Annotated in this window: 19 protein-coding genes; 9 read left to right on the top strand and 10 right to left on the bottom strand. The window is 62.6% G+C overall.

From position 1 onward, the window contains the following. Positions 1–103: 103 nt before the first annotated feature. Entirely contained in the window at positions 104–1,153 is a 1,050-nt protein-coding gene (locus EEB12_RS07835; RefSeq protein ID WP_021343370.1) for an alpha/beta hydrolase, read from the bottom strand. A gap of 233 nt (positions 1,154–1,386) precedes the next feature. Here EEB12_RS07835 and EEB12_RS07830 point away from each other — a divergent pair, with 233 nt between their 5' ends. The 3 genes from EEB12_RS07830 (at position 1,387) to EEB12_RS07820 (ending at position 5,002) form a co-directional block, all read left to right on the top strand. Beyond that, positions 1,387–2,373 carry a dipeptidase gene (locus EEB12_RS07830; protein WP_141487589.1) on the top strand — a complete coding sequence of 329 codons (987 nt, stop codon included), beginning with the start codon at positions 1,387–1,389 and terminating at the stop codon, positions 2,371–2,373. A gap of 49 nt (positions 2,374–2,422) precedes the next feature. Then, positions 2,423–3,826, top strand: coding sequence for a dihydrolipoyl dehydrogenase (lpdA, locus tag EEB12_RS07825; RefSeq protein WP_141487588.1), 1,404 nt, complete (start codon positions 2,423–2,425; stop codon positions 3,824–3,826). 183 nt (positions 3,827–4,009) lie between these two features. After that, positions 4,010–5,002: an iron-siderophore ABC transporter substrate-binding protein gene (locus EEB12_RS07820; protein WP_019744462.1), complete on the top strand. Its 993-nt coding sequence runs from the start codon at positions 4,010–4,012 to the stop codon at positions 5,000–5,002. Here EEB12_RS07820 and EEB12_RS07815 read toward each other — a convergent pair. Continuing rightward, a complete protein-coding gene (locus EEB12_RS07815; protein ID WP_007735410.1) occupies positions 4,978–5,427 on the bottom strand; it encodes a winged helix-turn-helix transcriptional regulator in 450 nt (149 codons plus the stop codon). The genes EEB12_RS07820 and EEB12_RS07815 overlap by 25 nt on opposite strands. A 118-nt stretch (positions 5,428–5,545) precedes the next feature. On the opposite strand from EEB12_RS07815, the gene EEB12_RS07810 reads away from it, so the two are divergent. Then, positions 5,546–6,397 carry an SDR family oxidoreductase gene (locus tag EEB12_RS07810; protein ID WP_141487587.1) on the top strand — a complete coding sequence of 284 codons (852 nt, stop codon included), beginning with the start codon at positions 5,546–5,548 and terminating at the stop codon, positions 6,395–6,397. 52 nt (positions 6,398–6,449) lie between these two features. Here the strand turns inward: EEB12_RS07810 and EEB12_RS07805 are convergent, their stop codons facing one another. Next, a complete protein-coding gene (locus tag EEB12_RS07805) occupies positions 6,450–8,051 on the bottom strand; it encodes an MFS transporter (RefSeq protein WP_003941517.1) in 1,602 nt (533 codons plus the stop codon). Between the two features lie 68 nt (positions 8,052–8,119). On the opposite strand from EEB12_RS07805, the gene EEB12_RS07800 reads away from it, so the two are divergent. After that, complete coding sequence (locus tag EEB12_RS07800; RefSeq protein ID WP_019744460.1) at positions 8,120–8,695, top strand: TetR family transcriptional regulator; 576 nt, start codon at positions 8,120–8,122, stop codon at positions 8,693–8,695. 3 nt (positions 8,696–8,698) lie between these two features. Here EEB12_RS07800 and atzF read toward each other — a convergent pair whose 3' ends face one another. The 6 genes from atzF to EEB12_RS07770 form a co-directional block, all read right to left on the bottom strand. Continuing rightward, positions 8,699–10,408 (bottom strand): allophanate hydrolase, encoded by a 1,710-nt coding sequence (gene atzF / locus EEB12_RS07795; RefSeq protein WP_141487586.1) that lies wholly within the window; start codon positions 10,406–10,408, stop codon positions 8,699–8,701. Between the two features lie 17 nt (positions 10,409–10,425). Beyond that, the gene (locus tag EEB12_RS07790) at positions 10,426–11,127 is read right to left on the bottom strand and encodes a GntR family transcriptional regulator (RefSeq protein WP_024487732.1); all 702 of its coding nucleotides are present in this window, start codon (positions 11,125–11,127) and stop codon (positions 10,426–10,428) included. Positions 11,128–11,203: 76 nt separating this feature from the next. Next, positions 11,204–11,737, bottom strand: coding sequence for a carboxymuconolactone decarboxylase family protein (locus EEB12_RS07785; protein ID WP_019744457.1), 534 nt, complete (start codon positions 11,735–11,737; stop codon positions 11,204–11,206). Beyond that, positions 11,734–12,540 carry an SDR family NAD(P)-dependent oxidoreductase gene (locus EEB12_RS07780; RefSeq protein ID WP_069146196.1) on the bottom strand — a complete coding sequence of 269 codons (807 nt, stop codon included), beginning with the start codon at positions 12,538–12,540 and terminating at the stop codon, positions 11,734–11,736. The genes EEB12_RS07785 and EEB12_RS07780 overlap by 4 nt, the downstream gene beginning before the upstream one ends. Before the next feature lie 97 nt (positions 12,541–12,637). Further along, the gene (locus tag EEB12_RS07775; RefSeq protein WP_141487585.1) at positions 12,638–13,834 is read right to left on the bottom strand and encodes an MFS transporter; all 1,197 of its coding nucleotides are present in this window, start codon (positions 13,832–13,834) and stop codon (positions 12,638–12,640) included. Positions 13,835–13,843: 9 nt separating this feature from the next. Continuing rightward, positions 13,844–14,833 (bottom strand): LLM class flavin-dependent oxidoreductase, encoded by a 990-nt coding sequence (locus EEB12_RS07770; RefSeq protein WP_020906723.1) that lies wholly within the window; start codon positions 14,831–14,833, stop codon positions 13,844–13,846. Positions 14,834–15,060: 227 nt separating this feature from the next. Between EEB12_RS07770 and EEB12_RS07765 the strand changes: the two genes are divergently transcribed. From EEB12_RS07765 to EEB12_RS30430, 4 genes are read left to right on the top strand one after another with little or no spacing between them, the layout of a single operon-like run. Continuing rightward, on the top strand, positions 15,061–15,690 hold the full coding sequence (locus EEB12_RS07765) for a SipW-dependent-type signal peptide-containing protein (protein ID WP_141487584.1): 630 nt from the start codon (positions 15,061–15,063) through the stop codon (positions 15,688–15,690). Positions 15,691–15,697: 7 nt separating this feature from the next. Then, positions 15,698–16,315: a hypothetical protein gene (locus EEB12_RS07760; protein ID WP_020906724.1), complete on the top strand. Its 618-nt coding sequence runs from the start codon at positions 15,698–15,700 to the stop codon at positions 16,313–16,315. A 10-nt stretch (positions 16,316–16,325) separates the two neighbouring features. Beyond that, a complete protein-coding gene (locus tag EEB12_RS07755; RefSeq protein WP_030535532.1) occupies positions 16,326–16,934 on the top strand; it encodes a signal peptidase I in 609 nt (202 codons plus the stop codon). Then, positions 16,931–18,328, top strand: coding sequence for a hypothetical protein (locus EEB12_RS30430; RefSeq protein ID WP_181447576.1), 1,398 nt, complete (start codon positions 16,931–16,933; stop codon positions 18,326–18,328). The genes EEB12_RS07755 and EEB12_RS30430 overlap by 4 nt, the downstream gene beginning before the upstream one ends. On the opposite strand, the gene EEB12_RS07745 is transcribed toward EEB12_RS30430, so the two are convergent. Beyond that, entirely contained in the window at positions 18,329–19,018 is a 690-nt protein-coding gene (locus tag EEB12_RS07745; RefSeq protein ID WP_141487583.1) for a GntR family transcriptional regulator, read from the bottom strand. Position 19,019: the final 1 nt, after the last annotated feature.

Below are 19,019 nucleotides of genomic sequence, written 5' to 3'. Positions count from 1 at the left end.
GCCCCGGAATTAACCCCCGAATTAACCCCCGAATCGGCCCAGACAAGCACTCGACCCCGCTCCAGGAAGTGCAGGGAGCGGGGTCGAGTCGGAACGATTTCGGTCAGATGCCCATCGAACGAGCGAGCATCGGCCAGGAGTTGTGGAGATCGTCTTCCCAGTAGCCCCACGAGTGGGTGCCGGTCGGCTTGAAGTCGAAGGTGGCCGGGATCTTGAGATCGTTGAGGCGGTAGGCGAGGTTGTGGGTGCAGTAGTTGACTGCTGCCTCGATGACGCCGCCGACGATCACCTGGTTGGCGAGTGTGCCGACCTGTCCGTTGATCGCCTCGTTGTTCAGGGTGTCGTGCGGGCCGGGGAGTCCGGAGCCGGTGGAGATGAAGAGCTCGGTGCCGCGGAGCTTCTCGGCGTTGACGACGGGGTCGTTGTCGATCCAGCCCTGGCCGTCGAGGGGGCCCCACATGTTGGTCACGTCAGCGTCGCCGCGCATGCCCACAACCAGTTCGATGGATGACTGGCCGACCGGTGTGCTGGTCTCGGCGCATCCGCTGTATGCACCGACGCCCTTGTAGAGGCCCGGAGCTGCGATGGCGAGGTTGAGGACCGAGGTCGCGGTCATCGAGATCGCGGAGATCGACTGGACGCCGTTGGTGTTGAACTCGGCGTCGATGACGGGCGGGAGTTCCTGGGTCAGGAACGTCTGCCACTTCTGACGGCCGAGGGACGGGTCGTCGTTCACCCAGTCGGTGTAGTAACTGAATGCACCTTCGAGCGGGGTGACGACGTTGACGTTCTTGTCAGCGAAGAACTCGTTGACGTCGGTCTGGCGCTGCCACGTCGCCCGGTCTTCGCCGCCGCCTGCACCGTTGAGCAGGTAGAGCGTCGGGCGGGGTTCGCTGCCGTCTGCTGGGAGGATGACCTCGAGCGGAATGTCGCGTCCCATGGAAGGTGAGTACACCTTGATGGTGGCGATGCGCCCGTTGTCCGTGCGGCTCGAGAGCTTGGAACCCGTTGTGTTTGCCTTGGCAACAGTTGCCGTGGTGGTCGACGGATCTCCGCCTGCGGACGACACTGCAGGGCTGATCAGCATCGGCAGCACGGATACTGCGGCTACAGCGGCGACCAGACGGCCACGCTTGAAAGTGCGAGCACGCATACGTTCAGAAACCTCCACCTAAAATTCCTTCGAATCCGCCCAGGAGTGAACGGTCCTTTGTTGCTGTTCCCGTACGGGAATTCATGCTGGGTACATGCTCTGTCGATAGGTACAGGGCGTGTGAGTCTTGTAAGTTCTACCGCATCGGTGCGTTATCCGCCAGTGAACCAGAGATTTGCTGAACGTACGACCAGTTTCAGGTGAATTTCCCTGATCATCGACGGGATTAGTGAGTGAACCGGACATATCCACTATGGGAACAACATTGTTGCCTACCTCTGCAGTCGAACGCGTCTGTAGAAGATCTTCTCCGATATCAGCGCCCAGCGGGGAGTTACGTTTCGGTGAACGTCGGTTACTCGCCGCAGACTCGCGCGGACTCGACGGCAATCGCCAAGAGTTTCGCGTGGCAGGCGCGGGTCGAGTTCCCGGAGATAACCCCTGTCTTCACCGTCGACGGCGTCGTCGAGATTCAGGAGTCCGGCGGAATCGCCCTGGCCTTCGACCTGGAGGACTCGAATCCGCTGGAGGGAGACCTGGCCAACGTCTCGTACTTCTACGACCTCGGAGTCCGCTCGATGTTGCCGACGTATAACTACATGAACGCTGCCGGCTGCGGCTGCTTGGACCTGGCGGACACGGGGTTGAGTGGATACCGCCGTGACCTGGTTGCCGAGATGAATCGCGTCGGAATGACGGTCGACGGCTCACATTGTTCGGTACAGACGGGGTTGGACATCTCAGCTATCACCCAGCGAGCAATGATCTACAGCCACTCGAACCTCCGAAGGTTGTGGGAGCATCCGCGCAACATCACCGACGATCAGGCCAGAGCGTGTGCGGAGACCGGCGGCGTCATCGGGATCAACGGCGTGGGCATATTCCTCGGCGTCAACGGACCGGATGACGACCAGGCTCGGCTGTCCGCGATGGCCGACCACATCGAAGAGGCTGTGGGACTCGTCGGCATCGATCACGTCGGGATCGGCTCCGACTTCTCCTTCGACGCCGACGACTTCCGCGAAGAGATCGAGCAGAACCCGTCGTCGTTCTCCGAGGCGTACACCGCGTGGGGGCCACTGCAGTGGACTCCTCCGGAGGACGTGCTGACACTTGATCAGGTATTGCGTGAGCGGGGCTTCGACGAGCCGTCGATCGAGGCCGTGTACGGCGGAAATTTCGCCCGAGTTGCCCGAGAAGTGTGGGCTACCGACGGGTAATGCGACCATCTGGGGACAGCGAAACGATGCAGGACTACCCTGGTGAATCGTGACCTCACACTATGACGTCGTTGTCCTCGGAGCCGGCCCCGGTGGGTACGTCGCTGCTATCCGCGCGGCACAACTGGGCCTGAGCACCGCCATCATCGAGCAGAAGTACTGGGGCGGTGTATGCCTGAATGTCGGCTGCATTCCGTCCAAGGCGCTTCTCCGTAACGCCGAACTCGCGCACATCTTCACGAAAGAAGCGAAGACGTTCGGCATGTCCGGAGACGTGTCCTTCGATTTCGGCTCCGCTTTCGATCGCAGCCGCAAGGTCGCGGACGGGCGAGTCAAGGGCATTCACTTCTTGATGAAGAAGAACAAGATCCCGGAGTACGACGGCAAGGGCACGTTCGTCGACGCCAACACCATCAGCGTGGAGCTGAGCAAGGGTGGCACCGAGACGATCACGTTCGACAACGCGATCATCGCGACCGGTTCGTACACCAAGCTGCTGCCCGGCACCTCGCTGAGCGGGAACGTCGTGACCTACGAAGAGCAGATCCTCACCCGTGACCTTCCGGGTTCGATCCTCATCGTCGGTGCCGGCGCGATCGGCATGGAGTTCGGTTACGTCCTCAAGAACTACGGCGTCGACGTCACCATCGTCGAGTTCCTCGATCGTGCACTGCCCAACGAGGACGCCGACGTCTCGAAGGAAATCGCCAAGCAGTACAAGAAGCTCGGCGTCACCATCAAGACCGGTGCCGCTGTGCAGTCCATCAGCGACGACGGCAGCAAGGTCACCGTCTCGATCAAGGACAACAAGTCCGGCGAGATCGAGACCGTGGTCGTAGACAAGGTTCTGCAGTCCGTCGGCTTCGCACCGCGTGTGGAGGGCTTCGGTCTCGAGAACACCGGTGTCGCGTTGACCGATCGCGGCGCCATCGCGATCGACGACTACATGCGCACCAACGTCCCGCACATCTTCGCCATCGGTGACGTCACCGCCAAGCTGCAGCTCGCGCACGTCGCAGAAGCTCAGGCTGTCGTCGCTGCCGAGACCATCGGCGGCGCGGAGACGCAGACACTCGGTGACTACCGGATGATGCCGCGTGCGACGTTCTGCCAGCCGCAGGTCGCCTCGTTCGGTTTGACCGAGGAGCAGGCCAAGGCCGAGGGCTACGACGTCAAGGTCGCGAACTTCCCGTTCGCCGCCAACGGCAAGGCACACGGTCTCGGTGACCCGACCGGTTTCGTCAAGCTGATCGCCGACAAGAAGTACGGCGAACTGCTCGGCGGGCACCTCATCGGACCGGACGTTTCGGAACTGCTGCCCGAGCTGACCTTGGCCCAGAAGTGGGACCTCACGGTCAACGAGTTGGCACGCAACGTCCACACCCACCCCACACTCAGTGAGGCACTGCAGGAAGCGATCCACGGCCTCGCAGGCCACATGATCAACTTCTGACGGCAGGGCCTTCGGCCCCGTGCGCCTTTTCGGTAGTTCGCACTACCGGAAAGACGCACGGGGTTTTTCGTCTTTTGTGTCGAGTTGTGTTGCGAAACCGCCATCTGAGGCCTTCGAGTCGGGGTGTAGGCGCGCAACGCATTAGCGTCCCGAGTCGACCATCCGGCTTTCGAAGGACCACTCATGAAAACTCGTTCCGTACTGCTCGCGGCTTGCGTCGCGCTGACGCTCTCCGCCTGTGGAACCTCAGGTGACTCCGGATCGGACACCGAAGCTTCGGGTGCCGCCGAGGCGGGGGCGTTCCCCGTGACCGTCGACCACGCCTACGGTTCGACGACGATCGACGCGGAGCCTATGCGCATCGTGACCATCGGATGGAGTGGCCAGGATGCGGTGATCGCACTGAACAAGGTTCCGGTCGCCATGGAGAGCTTCTCCGGCGACGGCATCGAGAACAACATCCTGCCCTGGGACGCTTCGCGTCTGAACGGTGCCAAGCCCGTTCTCATGACGACCAATCCCGATATCCCGTTCGAGCAGATCCTCGGGCTCGATCCCGACGTGATCCTCGCCGTCTACTCCGGCATCGACGAGGGCGAGTACAAGCGCCTCAGTGACATCGCGCCGACCGTCGCGTTCCCCGACCAGCCGTGGGATACGGCGTGGGACAAGCAGATGAGCATGATCGGTGCAGCGCTCGGACAGCCGGAGCAGGCTCAGACGCTGATCGACGAGACCGGGGCGTACTTTGAGAAGCAGGCCGCTGATCACCCACAGTTCCAGGGCAAAACCGCAACGTATGCAATGCGCACCGACGAGGGCCTGATCGTCTTCTGCGGCACCGACCCGCGGATCCGTCTTCTCGGCCAGCTCGGGGTGAAGACCTCGCCCGGTGTCGACGCAGTGTGCACTTCCGGCGACAGTTCGGTGTCCGTGGGCATGGAATCCATCGACACACTCGACGCCGACGTCTTCATTCTCGTCGACGCCGACGGCACCAACCTGGACAAGCTGATGTCCTTCGGTCCGTTCGCGAACATGACCTCGGTGTCGAACGGCCGTCTGGTTCGTCTGGTCGGAATGGACTACGCGATGGCTACGTCCGCTCCGACGGTGCTGAGCGTTCCCTACGCATTCGACGAGTTCATCGCTCAGCTTTCGGACAAGTTGAGCTGATTCCGAGCGTCGTACGACGCTTGTGACGCAACGATTTTCGGAACCTGCGACTCGAGTAGTTCGATCAGGGCCGTGATCTTTGCGGCGACGTCGGCGCCGAGTTCTGTCAGGCTGTATTCCACTTTGGGCGGGATGGTTTCGAGTACCTCACGGTGCACGAGGCCATCCCGCTCGAGTGTTTGCAGGGTCTGCGAGAGCATGCGCTCGCTGACTCCGTCGACGCGTCGGCGCAGGGCACTGAACCGGTACGGGCCCTCGTTCAATGCCGCCAGCGCGAGTGCGCCCCAGCGTCCGGTTGCATTCTGCAATGCCGCCCGAGAGTTGCACCCGCGAGCGAAAACGTCAGCCTCGAGCGTTGGGTCCACGACGTCGGCATTCGGATCAGGGGTCTGGGCAGCACGTGAAGGTGAGTCGGTGCTGGTCATGAACCCAGGCTACTACTGCACGATCCCATAGCGCTAACTCGACGTGTTGCACTTACGAAAAATAAGTGCATGATGGTTGCAGAACGCATTTACTCTTCAACCTGGATCGGGAGTTCGCATGAGCATTGCAGTCACCGGCGCAACCGGAAACCTCGGACAACTGGTAGTCGAGTCGTTGATCGAGCGGGGAACCGCCGCGTCCGACATCGTCGCAGTCGTCCGCAATCCACAGAAGGCGGAAAGCCTCGCCGCCCGCGGAGTAGTTGTACGTCAAGCGGACTATGCCGATGCCTCGGCGTTGGAAACCGCATTGGCGGGCGTCGACAAGCTGGTGCTGATCTCGGGAAGTGAAGTGGGGTCACGGCTCGCGCAACACACCAACATCATCGACGCGGCGAAGGCTGCCGGCGTCGGATTCATCGCCTACACGAGCATCTTGAATGCTCAGGACACGCCGATGAAGCTTGCTGCCGAGCACAAGGCGACCGAGGACGTGCTCACTCGGAGCGGTATTCCGTACGCGCTGTTGCGCAACGGTTGGTACTGGGAGAACTTCACCAACGACCTGGCCGGTGTGATCGAACGCGGCGCACTGGTCGGTGCGGGAGCGGAAGGCAAGATCGCGGCTGCGGCGCGTGCGGATTACGCCGACGCCGCAGCAGTAGTCGCGACCACCGATGGTCACGAAGGCGCAGTGTACGAGTTGGGCGGTGACGAGAGGCTCACCTACGCCGAATTGGCCGAGAAGATCAGCGAGTTTGCCGGCAAGCCTGTCACGTACCAGTTCGTGAGCGAGGACGCATACAAGGGGATTCTCGAGAGCGTCGGCCTGCCTGCCCCGGTCGCAGAGATTCTCGCGGATTCCGATGCTGCAATTGCCAAGGGGGCGTTGGACACCGAGTCGGGTGACCTGCAGAAGTTGATCGGCCGCAGCAGCACTCCGGTGGCTGAGGTGTTGAGGAAGGCCTGACCTGCTGTGCGCCTTTATTAACCGCGGGCGGTTAATAAAGGCGCACAGGGGGCTACCCCATGTGGACTGCACCCTCGGCGGGCAGATCACCCTTCTTGGCGCGGACCAGAACCAGCACTACCGGTGCGATGATCGCCAACAGGATTGCCGCCCAACCGAATGCGGCCGAGTATCCGGATACCTCGGCGCCGAAGAAGTAGTCCGTCATCGAGGCGACGAAGTCCTGCACCGGCTGGGGGAGTAGCGCCAATTGGTCCCCGGTCGGGATGGTCGCATTCGACATGTCGACAGGAATGCCTTCCGGCGGGATCGGCGCCGCGTTGTCGGCGGTGAAGGCCGACTTGGCCGAAGCGTAGATCGTGGTGAACAGTGCGGTTCCGAGTGCGCCGCCGATCTGCAGGGTGGCGTTGACCAGGGCGCTGGCAGCGCCGGCGTCGTGGTCGGGAACGCCGATCAGTGCGAGGTTCTGCATCGGCACCATCAATAGACCGAGTCCGAAGCCGAAGATCGCGAGGCCGGGGAACACGTGCGTCCAGTAGGAGCTGTGTACCTCGATCTGGGTCAGCATGAGCAGTCCTACTGCTGCCACCAGCGGGCCGGCGACCATGAGCGGCTTGGGGCCGATCTTGGTGGACAACTGCGCTGCGATGGTCGACGCCAAGACGATGAAGAATGCCATCGGCAGCGATCCGACGCCGGCCATGACCGGGCTGAATCCGAGCACGATCTGCAGGTAGAACGTCAGGTACAACGTGCCGCCGAGCAGGGCGGCGCCCACCAGCATGGAGCCGATCAGAGCAGCGCCGCGATCACGATGCCACGGAACGCTCAGCGGTAGAAGCGGATTCTTGCTGCGGCTCTCGACGACCACGAAGATCGCGAGGAAGACCAGACCCAGTGCGATGAACAGCAAAGTGTCCGCCTGACCCCAGCCGTGCTCGGCGCGTGTGAATCCGTAGACCAGTGAGCCGAGCCCCAGGGCGATGAGGACAGCGCCGGGAAGGTCGTAGCTCGTGTCGCCGTGCGCTTTGGTTTCCTTGACAATCGGGACGGCTGCAGCGATGGCGATCAGCGCGATCGGGATGTTGACGAGCAGGCACCAACGCCAGTCGACGTACTGCGTCAGCACTCCACCGAGGAGCAGGCCGATGGCAGCGCCACCGCCGGAGATCGCGCCGTAGACGGCAAAAGCCTTGGCGCGCTCCTTCTCTCCGATGAAGGTGGTGGTGAGCATCGACAGCGCAGCGGGCGCGAGCAATGCTGCGAAGACGCCCTGGCCGGCGCGGGCGATGAACAGTTCGATACCGCTCTGCGCGATGCCGCCGATGCCGGAGGCAACCGCGAAGCCCGCCATGCCGACGATGAAGGATCGCTTTCGGCCCCAGTAGTCTGCGATACGTCCGCCGAGGAGCAGCAGCGCACCGAACGCCAAGGCGTACGACGTGACCACCCACGCGCGGTCAAGGTCGCTGATGCCCAGTTCCTCCTGGGCTGCCGGTAGGGCGATGGAGACGATGGTGCCGTCGAGCACCACCATGAGTTGAGCGAACGCGACGATGCAGAGCACCAGCCAGCGACGTTGATGATTCGGATTCTCGGAGACAGCCGGGATCGGTGGCAGAGTGCCGCCGTCGACGTGGGACGTGGTGGTCATTGGAAAAAGGTATTCCAGCCTTCTCAGGTGAGTCAAACGAAATAGTTCGTTCGGTTACCATCATCACTATGGCTCCCACTGACGTGACCGCGACGAAACAGCGAATCCTCGACGCTGCGCAAGAAGAATTCGGTACCTACGGGCTTGCCGGTGCGCGCATCGATCGGATTGCGAAGAACGGAAACGCCAGTAAGGAGCGCCTCTACGCCTATTTCGGTGACAAGGTCGCGTTGTTCCACGCGGTGCTCGACGTCGACTTCGAGCAGGCGATGGAGTCTGTCGAGTTCACCGGTGAAGACATGCCCGCGCATGCCGTCGAACTGTTCGACGCAATGCTCGCCAAACCACAGATTCAACGGATGATGATCTGGGGTCAATTGCAGGGTGAGGCACCACGGATGAAGAAGCTGGCCGAGGAACATTCCAGCTGGGTTCCGCGAATGGCCACGATCCGCAAGGCTCAAGAAGACGGCCTCATCTCGAAGCACTGGGATCCCCAGGACCTGATCACGATGCTGTTCGGCCTCGTGTTCGGTTGGGTAGTGGCCCCCGGTGTGGCCGACAACCAGAACGTCGACGCCGACGAGATCGCGCGCCGCCGTGAAGTGGTGCGCGAGGCCGTCACTCGAATCTGCAAGCCGTGACTGTCAGCGAGAGAGGTACGCGGCCCAACCGCCGTAGTCGGTGATGTCAGCTGCGCCGTTTACGGCGTCATGAGTGCAGCTGAAACCGACTGTCGTTCTGCCGTCGGATAACTCGACGCTCGTGAGCGCCATCGGTGCAGGCAAGGCGGCGAGGAACGTTCCCAGGCCAGCCGGTGAGATCCGGAAGATCTCGCCGACGACCGGTGCCCCGAGGCCGGGTCCACGGCGGACCAGGCCGGGCTTCGGGGGCGTCGTGTCGAGAGCGAAGAGCCGGTAGGCATCCGAGGTCGTGACGGTTTCGACGTACCGCGCGCCGAGGTCGACCAACTGTGTGTTGAGCGGTTGCCCGCGCAGGTGAGCGCCGAATACTGCGAGGTCGATTCCGGTATTGACGAGGGCGGGTGAAGGCACACCACCGAGTCGCGCAGCGAGGTCGATGGCGATCTGGTCGTCGAAAGCGGGTACGACGAACATGACGCCGAACGGGTGATCTTCGGCAGTGCGGTGTCCGGGCGCCGCGACGGCCGCCATGTCGAGCAGGTTGCAGAAGTTGGTGAAAGTTCCCATCCGGCGGTTGATTCCGAATGGATCCTCGGTCACGGCAGCGATGGTCGGATGTTCGGTGGTGGTGGGAAGCAGTAGGGCGTCGAACCCGGCGAGGAGTTCCCGGGCGGCAGCCTTGGCGTGGGTGAGAGCGTCGAGATCGTCGACTAGCTGGTATCCGGTGGGGTGCTTCGCGCCGAGCACGATGTCGGACACCGCGGGATCTGCTCCGGCAGGACGAGTTTCGAGGAACTCGCCGGCAGCGGCGTACCGCTGCGCCACCACGGCGCCGTCGTAGAGCAATCGGGCCGCGTCGAGCAGCCCGGAGATGTCGACGGTCTCGGTCTCGGCGCCGCCGGCTACCAGAGCTGTCACAGTGTCCTGAAATGCTGCCAGATACGACGGGCTAAGTTGAGCGAGATCCTCGATTCGGGGGACCGCGACGCGGGGATTCGGCGCCGCCGCGAGACGAACGTCGGAAGGCCAGACGCGGCTGCGGGGATCTCGAGGTTCGTGGCCGACCATGATTGCCGCTGCCGCGGTTGCCGATTCGAGGTCGCCGGCGAACACCGTCAGAGCGTCGTAGTCGATGCAGGCGGGCACTACTCCGTGGACGGGAATGACACCGAGCGAGAGCTTGAGTCCGTAGATCCCGTGAAATGCCGCCGGTACCCGGCCGGAACCGGCGGTGTCGGTGCCGATTCCGATGTCTGCAATCCCCAGCGCGACAGCGACGGCGGATCCGGAGCTACTACCGCCCGAGATCAACTCTTCGTTCCAGGCGCAGCGAACGGCTCCGTACGGACTACGCGTTCCGACCAGCCCGGTGGCGAACTGGTCCAGGTTGGTCTTCCCCAGAACAACAGCTCCGTGCTCGATCAACCGTGCAACGGCACTGGCAGTTTCGTCCGGCGCATACGCGAATTCGGGGCACGCCGCTGTGGTCGGCAGACCGGCGACGTCGACGTTGTCCTTGACGGCGACCAGACGCCCAGCCAGGGGAAGATGCTCGCCCGCGGCGATTCTGGCTTCGACCGAGGCGGCATCGGCAAGCACATCTTCCTTGCGGCGCAACGTGATCCAGACTTCGGGGCGATCTACTTCCTCGATCCGCTGGAATGCCTGCTCGACCCGGGCTGTCGGGGTGAAAACTTCTGCTGCGATGGTCATGGTGTGTACTGCTCCGATCAGTCCGTGATGGTGGCGAGTGAGAGCGCGGTGATCGCGCGGGTCACCCGGTCGAGGACGACGTCGAGAGACTCGCCGATGTGCTGGTGCAAAAGCGTGCGGGCCTCGGGCAGATTGCCGGCACGTAGTTCTTCGAGGATTCGAATGTGCTCCGCGATCGAGGTGTCGATGCGGCCGTTGACCATGAAGTCGTACATCCGAACGTGCCGGATACGGGAATTCACCGACAGCAGCGACGCGACCAGTTCATTGTTTCCCGACGCCCTCAGTACGGCGACGTGGAATTCCTCGTCCAGTTCGACGAACCCCGGTTCCTGAGCGGGCGGATCGAGAGCCAGGGCACGCCACCGCACCAATTCGTCGTCGAGGATTGTTCGGTCGTGCCGGATCGTCGGATCTGCGATCGCCCGGGTAATTCCTTGTAGTTCCAGAGTGATTCGGAGCTCGTACAGGTCTCGGATCCGCGGGATGCTCGGGCGCACGGCGGAGAACCCGTATTCTTCCCGGCGCAGGAGTCCATCGGCGCACAGCATCGTCAACGCTTCCCGTACTGGTGTGCGAGAAATGCCGAAACGCGTGGAGAGTTTCGGTTCCGTCAGGCGTTGATCGAACCCGATGGTCCCGTTGACCAGTTCGGTGCGTAGTTCCCGGTAGACCACCTCACGCAGTGGCTCCGGCGCCGTATTCATCCCTGTCGACATACCTGTATACGCTATTGATCAGGTGTTTCGTCCAGATGTCTTCGGGTAAGAGCTGAGTTACGGCCGCCGCGGAACTTCAGGAGAAGTCGCGCTGAACCCGCAAGGTTCCGATCGTGGTGGCCAGGCCGTCGTACTGAGTGACCAGCAAGGTGAATTCGATCAACCGACGATCGTCGAGATGCTGCGAGAGCGTTCCCCACGTGTTGTCGGTGATGTCCTTGGTGGTGACCAACTCGTCGACCGCAGTCAAGATCGCACGGTGACGCGGACTCAACTCGGAAGCGCCAGGGCCCTCGATGATTCGGGCCAGTTCTTCTGCGTCGATTCCGGCTTTGCGGCCGAGCCTGATGTGGTGATCCATCTCGTAACCGCAGTCCCGCAGGTGCGCGACCCGCAGGATGATCAGTTCGGTGTCGTGGCGAGAGATCTTGCCGCCGGGCATGAGTGAGCCGGAGTAGTGCAGCCAACCGCGGAAGAGTCCACCCGTGCGCCCCAAGGTGCTGAACAGATGCGCATCGGGTGCCCCGGCAGCCTTCGACAGGACACGCCAGATTCCCCAGTTGATCGGACCGAGGTCCTTGAATCGGCCGGGCGGGATGCGGGGGTTCATGCGACTCCACGGATGTGAGAGGGACGGAGGTCGATAGCTCGTTGCGCGATGTGGCGAACCGCAGCGCTGCGGCGGGGCGCGTGTACGCGTGACTTCCGGCCGACGATACCGCGCTCGAACGCGTCGACGGCGTCAGCGACGGTCGTGGTGCCGGCGCTGGCGAGGGTTCCGCGAGCGCCGTCGAAAGAGAGTGCGGTGGTATCGGTGTCGATGTCTCCGATATACGCGACGCCCACCTTGGTACCAAGGTGTTTCATTTCCAGGCGCAACGCGTCGCCCAACGCTTCGACACCGGCGCGCGAAGCACCGAACGGTCCGCGGAACGGGTGCTTCGCCGCGCCGTGGGCCGACGCGACCACCAGGGCGTAACCATCTTCGTGACTGATGTGGGGACCCGCTGCGCGCAGGGTGTAGTACGTGCCCATGAGGTTGACTTCGACTGCGCGACGCATGTCTTCGACGTCTCCGTCGAGGATCGACGAGTTCGCCTCGACGCCGGCATTGGCCACGACGACGTCGATGCCTCCCAACTTCTCAGCGATGTAGTCGACGCCGCGAGATACCTGCTCGGGGTCGGCGACATCGCACAACTGCCAGGGTGCGCGGCCGCAGGAAGTGGCGACTTGCTCGAGAAGTTCCGGCTCGAGGCCGAGCAGTCCCACGGACGCACCACGGTCGTACAGGCGTCTGGCCAGCGAAGAACCGATATTGCGGGCAGCGCCGGTGATCAGGATGCGCCGACCCGTCAGATCGTCGCCACTGCTCTTGGCCGATTCGGCCTTGCCCGCCTCGCTCTTGCCCATGTGCTGTGTCCCTACGCAGTTACCTTCTGGTCCTCCGACGCTAACACCGCCGGGTAGCTGCGACTGCAAGTACCGCCAACTCCGTCCGAACGGGTGTTCAGACCGATGCGGCTTCGAGACGCGGATGTGGCGTGGAAGCCTGGGGCGACCGCAATCGACGGAATCGGACCACGGCAACGACGGCGGCAACAGCGGCGAGGATCACCAACGGCAGTGACGGACCCATCGTGGGTTCGATGACAACCAGTAGCACCGGCAGTCCGAATCCGAGATAGGTGCCGACGTAGAAGATCCCGGTCAAAGCGCCCCGCGAGGCCTGGGGAGCCAGCGACTCGAGGTCGAGCAGTCCCTCACGTAGACACAGTCCGTAGGCCGTACCGAGGACGAGCGCGCAGACGATGAACAACCCGAGCGCGGGGTGCGCGCCGCCGACTGCGACCAGGCAGTATCCGAGTGCCGCCAGTGCGGCGCCGACCGTGCCGGCCTGAGGACCCCAATTGCGATGGCGCGCAGCGGTTTGAACCAGGATTCCAGCACCCAGAGTCAGCGCCGCGGCGAAACCCGGAAGGAGAGGACCTGAGTAGCGGTCGCCGAGCCTGGCCGTCATGGTCACGAAAGACACTGTTGCGCTGGCGAACACCCATGGCGCCAACGGAAGTGCCCAGAGCAGTGCGACCTTCACACCGGTTCCCGACCGCTCTGCGCGGTCGGGAATCTGTGTGAACATCGCAGCTTTGGTGGGAGCAGGAGTACGACTCCACACAGCTGCCGCGGCAACCGAACCCACCGACAAGACGGCCGAGACGACAAAGGGCGTAGCGAGTGGGAAGGCGGCAAATTGTGCCAACAGACCCGAAAACAGTGGTCCCAGTGCAAAACCCGAGGTGAGTGCGACACCCGCCATCACGGTTCCGGACTTGCCGCGAAGGTCAGCCGCCCACGCGGTACCGGCGCCGATTGCCAGACCGGCACCGATACCGACTACGAGGCGCCCGACCATGAGCCCGGGCGCGTCGTGCCAGAGAAGAAGAATCAAGGTTCCGAGCGAGGCTATGAGTGCTCCGGGAAGGACGAGTACAGCTCGGCCGACGCGGTCCGACACTGCTCCACCGGTCAACAGGCCGGGTAGGAGTCCGAGCGCATAGATACCGAAAACACCGTCGAGCACGATATGCGAAAGGCCCTCGTCCACCCGGAGAACCGGGATGAGCGAAGCAAAGTGGTTGGCGGCCCAACCCGTCGAAAGTAGTACGGCCAGTACCGAGATGAACCCGCGACGGGATGGATCGCCCATACCGGCAGCTTAGGCGGGCACCAGATCGCTCACGTCGGCGAGGAGTTCGAACGTGCGCAACCATGCCTCGCGGTTGGTGCCGGTCGACACCGTGATCAGCTCGTCGGCCTGCGCATGCTCGGTGAATTCGTCGAGGTACGCACGCACCTCGGCGGGCGTGCCGATGGCGCTGTACTTGGTCATTTGCAGAACCTGCTGACCGGCGGGGGAGTCGAGCAGCATGTCCGCTTCGTCGTCCGTGAATTTGCGTCCACGCCCGAGAAGAAGACTGACGCGCGAACGCTTGGCCGCGAGGAAGTCCTGCTGAGCCTGCTCATGGGTGTCGGCGGCGATGACGTTGACGCCGGCGATGACGTACGGCTCCGCCAACTGCTCCGACGGCTTGAACTCGCGTCGGTAGATTGCGACGGCGTCGCGCAGGGCGTTGGGGGCGAAGTGCGAGGCAAATGCATACGGCAGGCCGAGCATCGCGGCGAGCTTGGCGCCGAACAGTGACGATCCGAGAATGTAGAGCGGAACGTGAGTGCCCTTACCTGGAACGGCATTGATTCCGGGGACGCGCGAGGTGTCGCCGAGGTAGCCCTGAAGCTCGAGTACGTCCTGCGGGAAGCTGTCCGAAGAACTCGGGTCGCGTCGCAAAGCCTGCATCGTCTTCTGATCACTACCGGGCGCGCGGCCGAGACCGAGATCGATTCGACCGGGGTGCAAAGTCTCGAGGGTGCCGAACTGCTCGGCGATCGTCAGCGGTGCGTGATTGGGCAGCATGATGCCGCCGGCGCCGAGGCGAATTTTGCTGGTGTTCGCGGCGACGTGGCTGATCAGAACGCTGGTTGCCGAAGACGCGATGGAACCCATGTTGTGGTGCTCGGCGTACCAGATTCGCTTGTAGCCCCACTCCTCGGCACGCTGCGCCAAGGTCACGCTGGCGTCGAAGCTGTCTTTGGCGGTTTCGTCGTCCCCGATGTGGGCGAGGTCGAGGATGGAAAGTGGTACGGCCATGGAGGTGGAGCCTTTCTCAGCGAATAGAACGCAAGCGTCGTTGGAAGGTGCAACCATCTGGCCGGCTTTCCTATTTCCCCCTGGTCAACGCCCACAGATGGCGGCGAGGAGGAGAAGGCGTCAAGTCTTTGTCTCAATTTCGGTCATTTCGGATATTTCGGGTGAAAGTGGGGGCTAGATTTCCCGAATCGGAGGTTCTTTCGCATTCCAAGTGAATCGAGACCAGCATGGCCACTGATCGGAAGGCTGTAAACAAGCGCAAAGTACGTGCATTACTAGCCGGAGGACTTGTCCTCGGTATCGGCGCCGCTGTCACCTTGGCAGCGTGGACAGACAATGTTTTCGGCGACACGCAGTTCAAGACGGGAAGTTGGAATCTCCAGGGCAGTTTCGACGGACTGACGACCTGGGGTGAGTATCAAGTCGACGCTTCCGCCGGCCACTTCCAATTCAGCACGGGATTCAACACACTCGCACCCGGAACGACGGTATATGCGCCGGTAGCGCTACGGATCGGTCCCACGGCCAGCGCTTTCGGCGCGACGGTACAACTACTCGGTGCGACGGGCGGTGATGCCGATCTCAAACCCGCCCTGCGGTACTCGGTGTATCGAGGTGTCTCCTCCACGGCCTGCACGGCGGCGGGAATTGGAGCAGGCACAGCATGGGTGGGCACGACAGCTAGTCCGGTGGCCTTGACGGCAGGTTCGGGTTCGGATGTCGCCTTGCTAGGCACGGGTGTGCCGGTCGAACTGTGCTTCGCGGTCACGCTGCCCGCCGGAGTCGACCCCTCGATCGTGTCGGGCAAGGACACCGGGCGCTTGCTCTGGCAGTTCACCGGCCAGTCCACCCCCTGACGCCTGCGTGGTCACACGGCGAATGCGTCAGGTGTACGCACTGGCGGCCTCGGGACTCGTCCTGGGTATCGGTGCAACCACCGTGGCTGCCAGTTGGGTGGACAGCACGATGGGCGATGCATCGTTTCGCACCGGAACCTTCGGAATCGAGTCGAACGTCGGCGGTGGATGGTCGTCGCATGCATCCAGTGCCCCTGGCATTTTCACGTACACACCCTCGGCGCTCCTGATTCGCCCCGGTGCGTTCTCGTACGGCCCGATATCTCTTCGAACAGTGCCGGTCTCGCCGGCAGCATCCGTCACTCTGCAGGCGGCCACGGTTGCCGGCGACTCCACTCTGGCGTCGGCGCTTCGGTATCGGGTGGTCAAGTCGACGACCTGTGATGCGTCAGCCTTCTCCACGGGAACACCACAATTCGTGGTGGGAAGCGCGACGGTGTTTCCGTCGCTCTCAACTGGTTCCGCAGTCGGGGCCATCGCGCTACCCGCCGGTGGAGCGTCCCCGGGCGCCGCGGTGGCGCTGTGCTTCGAGATTTCGCTGCCCGGAACCTCGGCTAATTGGAGTAACTCGGCGTTGATCGGTAAAACGGCAACTCCCACTTGGCAGTTCAGTGCAACACCCTGAAGGAGCTGCAATGCCAACACATGCCCGGGCAACACATGCCCGGACGAAGAAGCGTTCGGTCCCCACGATCATCGGGGACTGCATCCTTCAGGTTCTCGCTGCCGGTGGGGTTGTTTGTATCGCTTTGGTGATCTGTGCCGTCGCCTTCGACATCACACTGATCATGTTCAAGACCGGATCGATGTCGCCGACCATTCCGACCGGATCTCTGGCAGTTGTACGGGAAGTACCGGCAGATTCCGTCGAGGTGGGCGACGTCGTCACCGTCGATCGGGGAGTGTCCGAACTGCCGGTGACCCACCGGGTCGTCTCCGCTCGTACCCAGGACAACGGCATCACGATTCTCGATCTCAAGGGTGATGCCAACGCTTCGGCTGATCCCGCGGTATACGAGGTCACCACGGTCCGAAAGGTGCTCTGGCACGTTCCGGGATTGGCGCGGGTGATCGTCTACTTCTCGAATCCTCTTGTTCTGGGGGCGATCACGCTGACCATGGCCGCTTTGGTGGTTGCGGTATTCTGGCCGCGCAATACCGATGACGACGATGATGCCGAATTGGCCGAACCGAAAACCGAACCCATTCAGGTTCTTCTACCGCCGGACGGCGGGAGGCAATGAAGCGTCGCCACCTGTTCTCAGTCATCGTATTGGCAGTTGCGGTTGTTCTGGGCTCCGGTTTCTCGTCTCACCCACTGTTCGGAGAGACCGAAGCGGCGTGGACAGACTCCGAATACGTGACCGGTCCGATTTCCACCGGTTCATGGACGACGAGTGGGTACGGCAGAGGCGCCGGCGGGCTCGGGTTGTCCAGTGGCGGAATCGTGATAGATCTTTTCGGCAGTTCGATGTTCGAAGGTGTCTCACAACAGAACACGATTGGAAAGGACCTGGACACAACCAATCTGGTGGTTGCAAAGCTGCTGGGTGTCAACTCGTTGTCCCGGACCGGATCGATCTCGTCGTGCGCTGCCTACTCGGTCGGGCAGCCTGCGAGCGGCCGCTGCCAGTCGGCAATTGTTTCGGATACCGATGCGACGTCGACACTCACCTCGATGACCGTGACAGTGAACTTGCTGTCTCTACTGGGGATTGATCTGGTAAGTGCGCCGATAGTCACTGTGGCATCGCCGATTACGGCAGGGGCTGCGTGCGATACCTCGAACAGGGCATCGGTATCGGCGAGTAGCCCCACGAATCAGGTGACGGTGGGATCTCGCGTCCTCACGATTCCACAGCCTGCCGAGAACGGATCGGTGACGGTGACAGGGGCGGACGCCACTGTGAACGCCGCTGGCTTGGCGACGATTCAATACACGAACATCAAGCTCGTGAGCACGCGAACGTCCACGGCAACAACGGCGCAATCGACGCTGAGCGTGAGTCTTTCGATGGCAGCTTTTGCGATTCTGGGGGCGCAGATACTGGGCACCACAAACGTGACGTTCAATCTTGTAACGGCTCAATGCGGAATTGGCACCGCGACATACCCGGTCACGCCGCTGAGCCTCCCAACCGGATTTGCTGCGCGTGCGGTCAGCCCGACGCCTACTTCGGTGAGCGAACCCCCGTCATCGACGACTTCTTCGACCACAGCAGCTGAGACCACGGCAGCTGAGAACACGGCAGGGATGACGACCACCGCGTCTGTGCCGACACCGACAGCAATCCCGACATCGACAGCAACGCCGACATCGACAGCAACGCCGACAACGACGGCTACACCAACCACGAGTACACCGGCTCCGGCGGACCCAATCGGGACAGTAATCCAGGGGCCCGTCGGTTCGAGTATCTCCGCCTTCACCACGGATGACGGACTCACCTGCGACGTTGCGCCTGATGCGGACTACACGAGCGAAGTTGCAGTCGAATGCTCGGACGGCACAACGGGTACGGTCCCCGGTTCTGAACTCGGCCCGAAGCCAACCGCACCGGGGGAGTACCTCAGGATCCCCCTGACGAGAGACCACGTCACCGAAGTCGTCACCCTGAAGTCAGCGACACGACGCTGATCAGTTACGCACGGCATTGGCCATGGCGGCCAACGAGAGGGCCTGACGAGCACGGTCGAGGACAACCGCACGAGAGATGTCGATGTGCGATACCAGTGCCTCGTGTGCTTGCGGAATCTTGCCGTCCAGAACCAGTTCGACGACGGAGATATGTTCCTCCACGGTGGCCTTCATACGATCGGGAGTCAGGTAGTCGAACATCCTCACGGGGCGCAGCTTCGAGTTGACGGCCTGCAAGGCGTCGACCAACGCGTGGTTTCCGGACGAGGCGAGGAGCGCGATGTGGAACTCCTCGTCGAGCGTCACGAAACCGGCGTCCGGTACCGGCATCTGTTTGAGAAATGCGTACCACTTGTCGAGTTCGGAACCGAGCGCGTCTCGATCATGAGCGGGGGCCTCACCGTCGAGTACCCGACGAAGCCCGTGCACCTCGAGGAGTATGCGCAGCTCGTAGAGTCCACCCAACTCGTCGAGGTGCGGTCGGTACGGAAAGAGTCCATGTTCGTCGCGCTCGACCAGCCCGTCGGATTCCAACTTTGCGAGCGCTTCGCGCACCGGTGTTCGCGAGACACCGTAGAGATGGGCCAGGCGTTCCTCGCCCAGTCGTTCCGAGGGCGCGATCTGACCGGACATCAGATCGTTTCGGATCGACCGGTAAACCAGTTCGCGCAGCGGCGGCCGCACACTCATG

This window comes from Rhodococcus sp. WS1, from assembly GCF_003797745.1.
Taxonomy (GTDB): domain Bacteria; phylum Actinomycetota; class Actinomycetes; order Mycobacteriales; family Mycobacteriaceae; genus Rhodococcus_F; species Rhodococcus_F erythropolis.
This window is presented reverse-complemented; position numbering and strand designations above follow the sequence as displayed.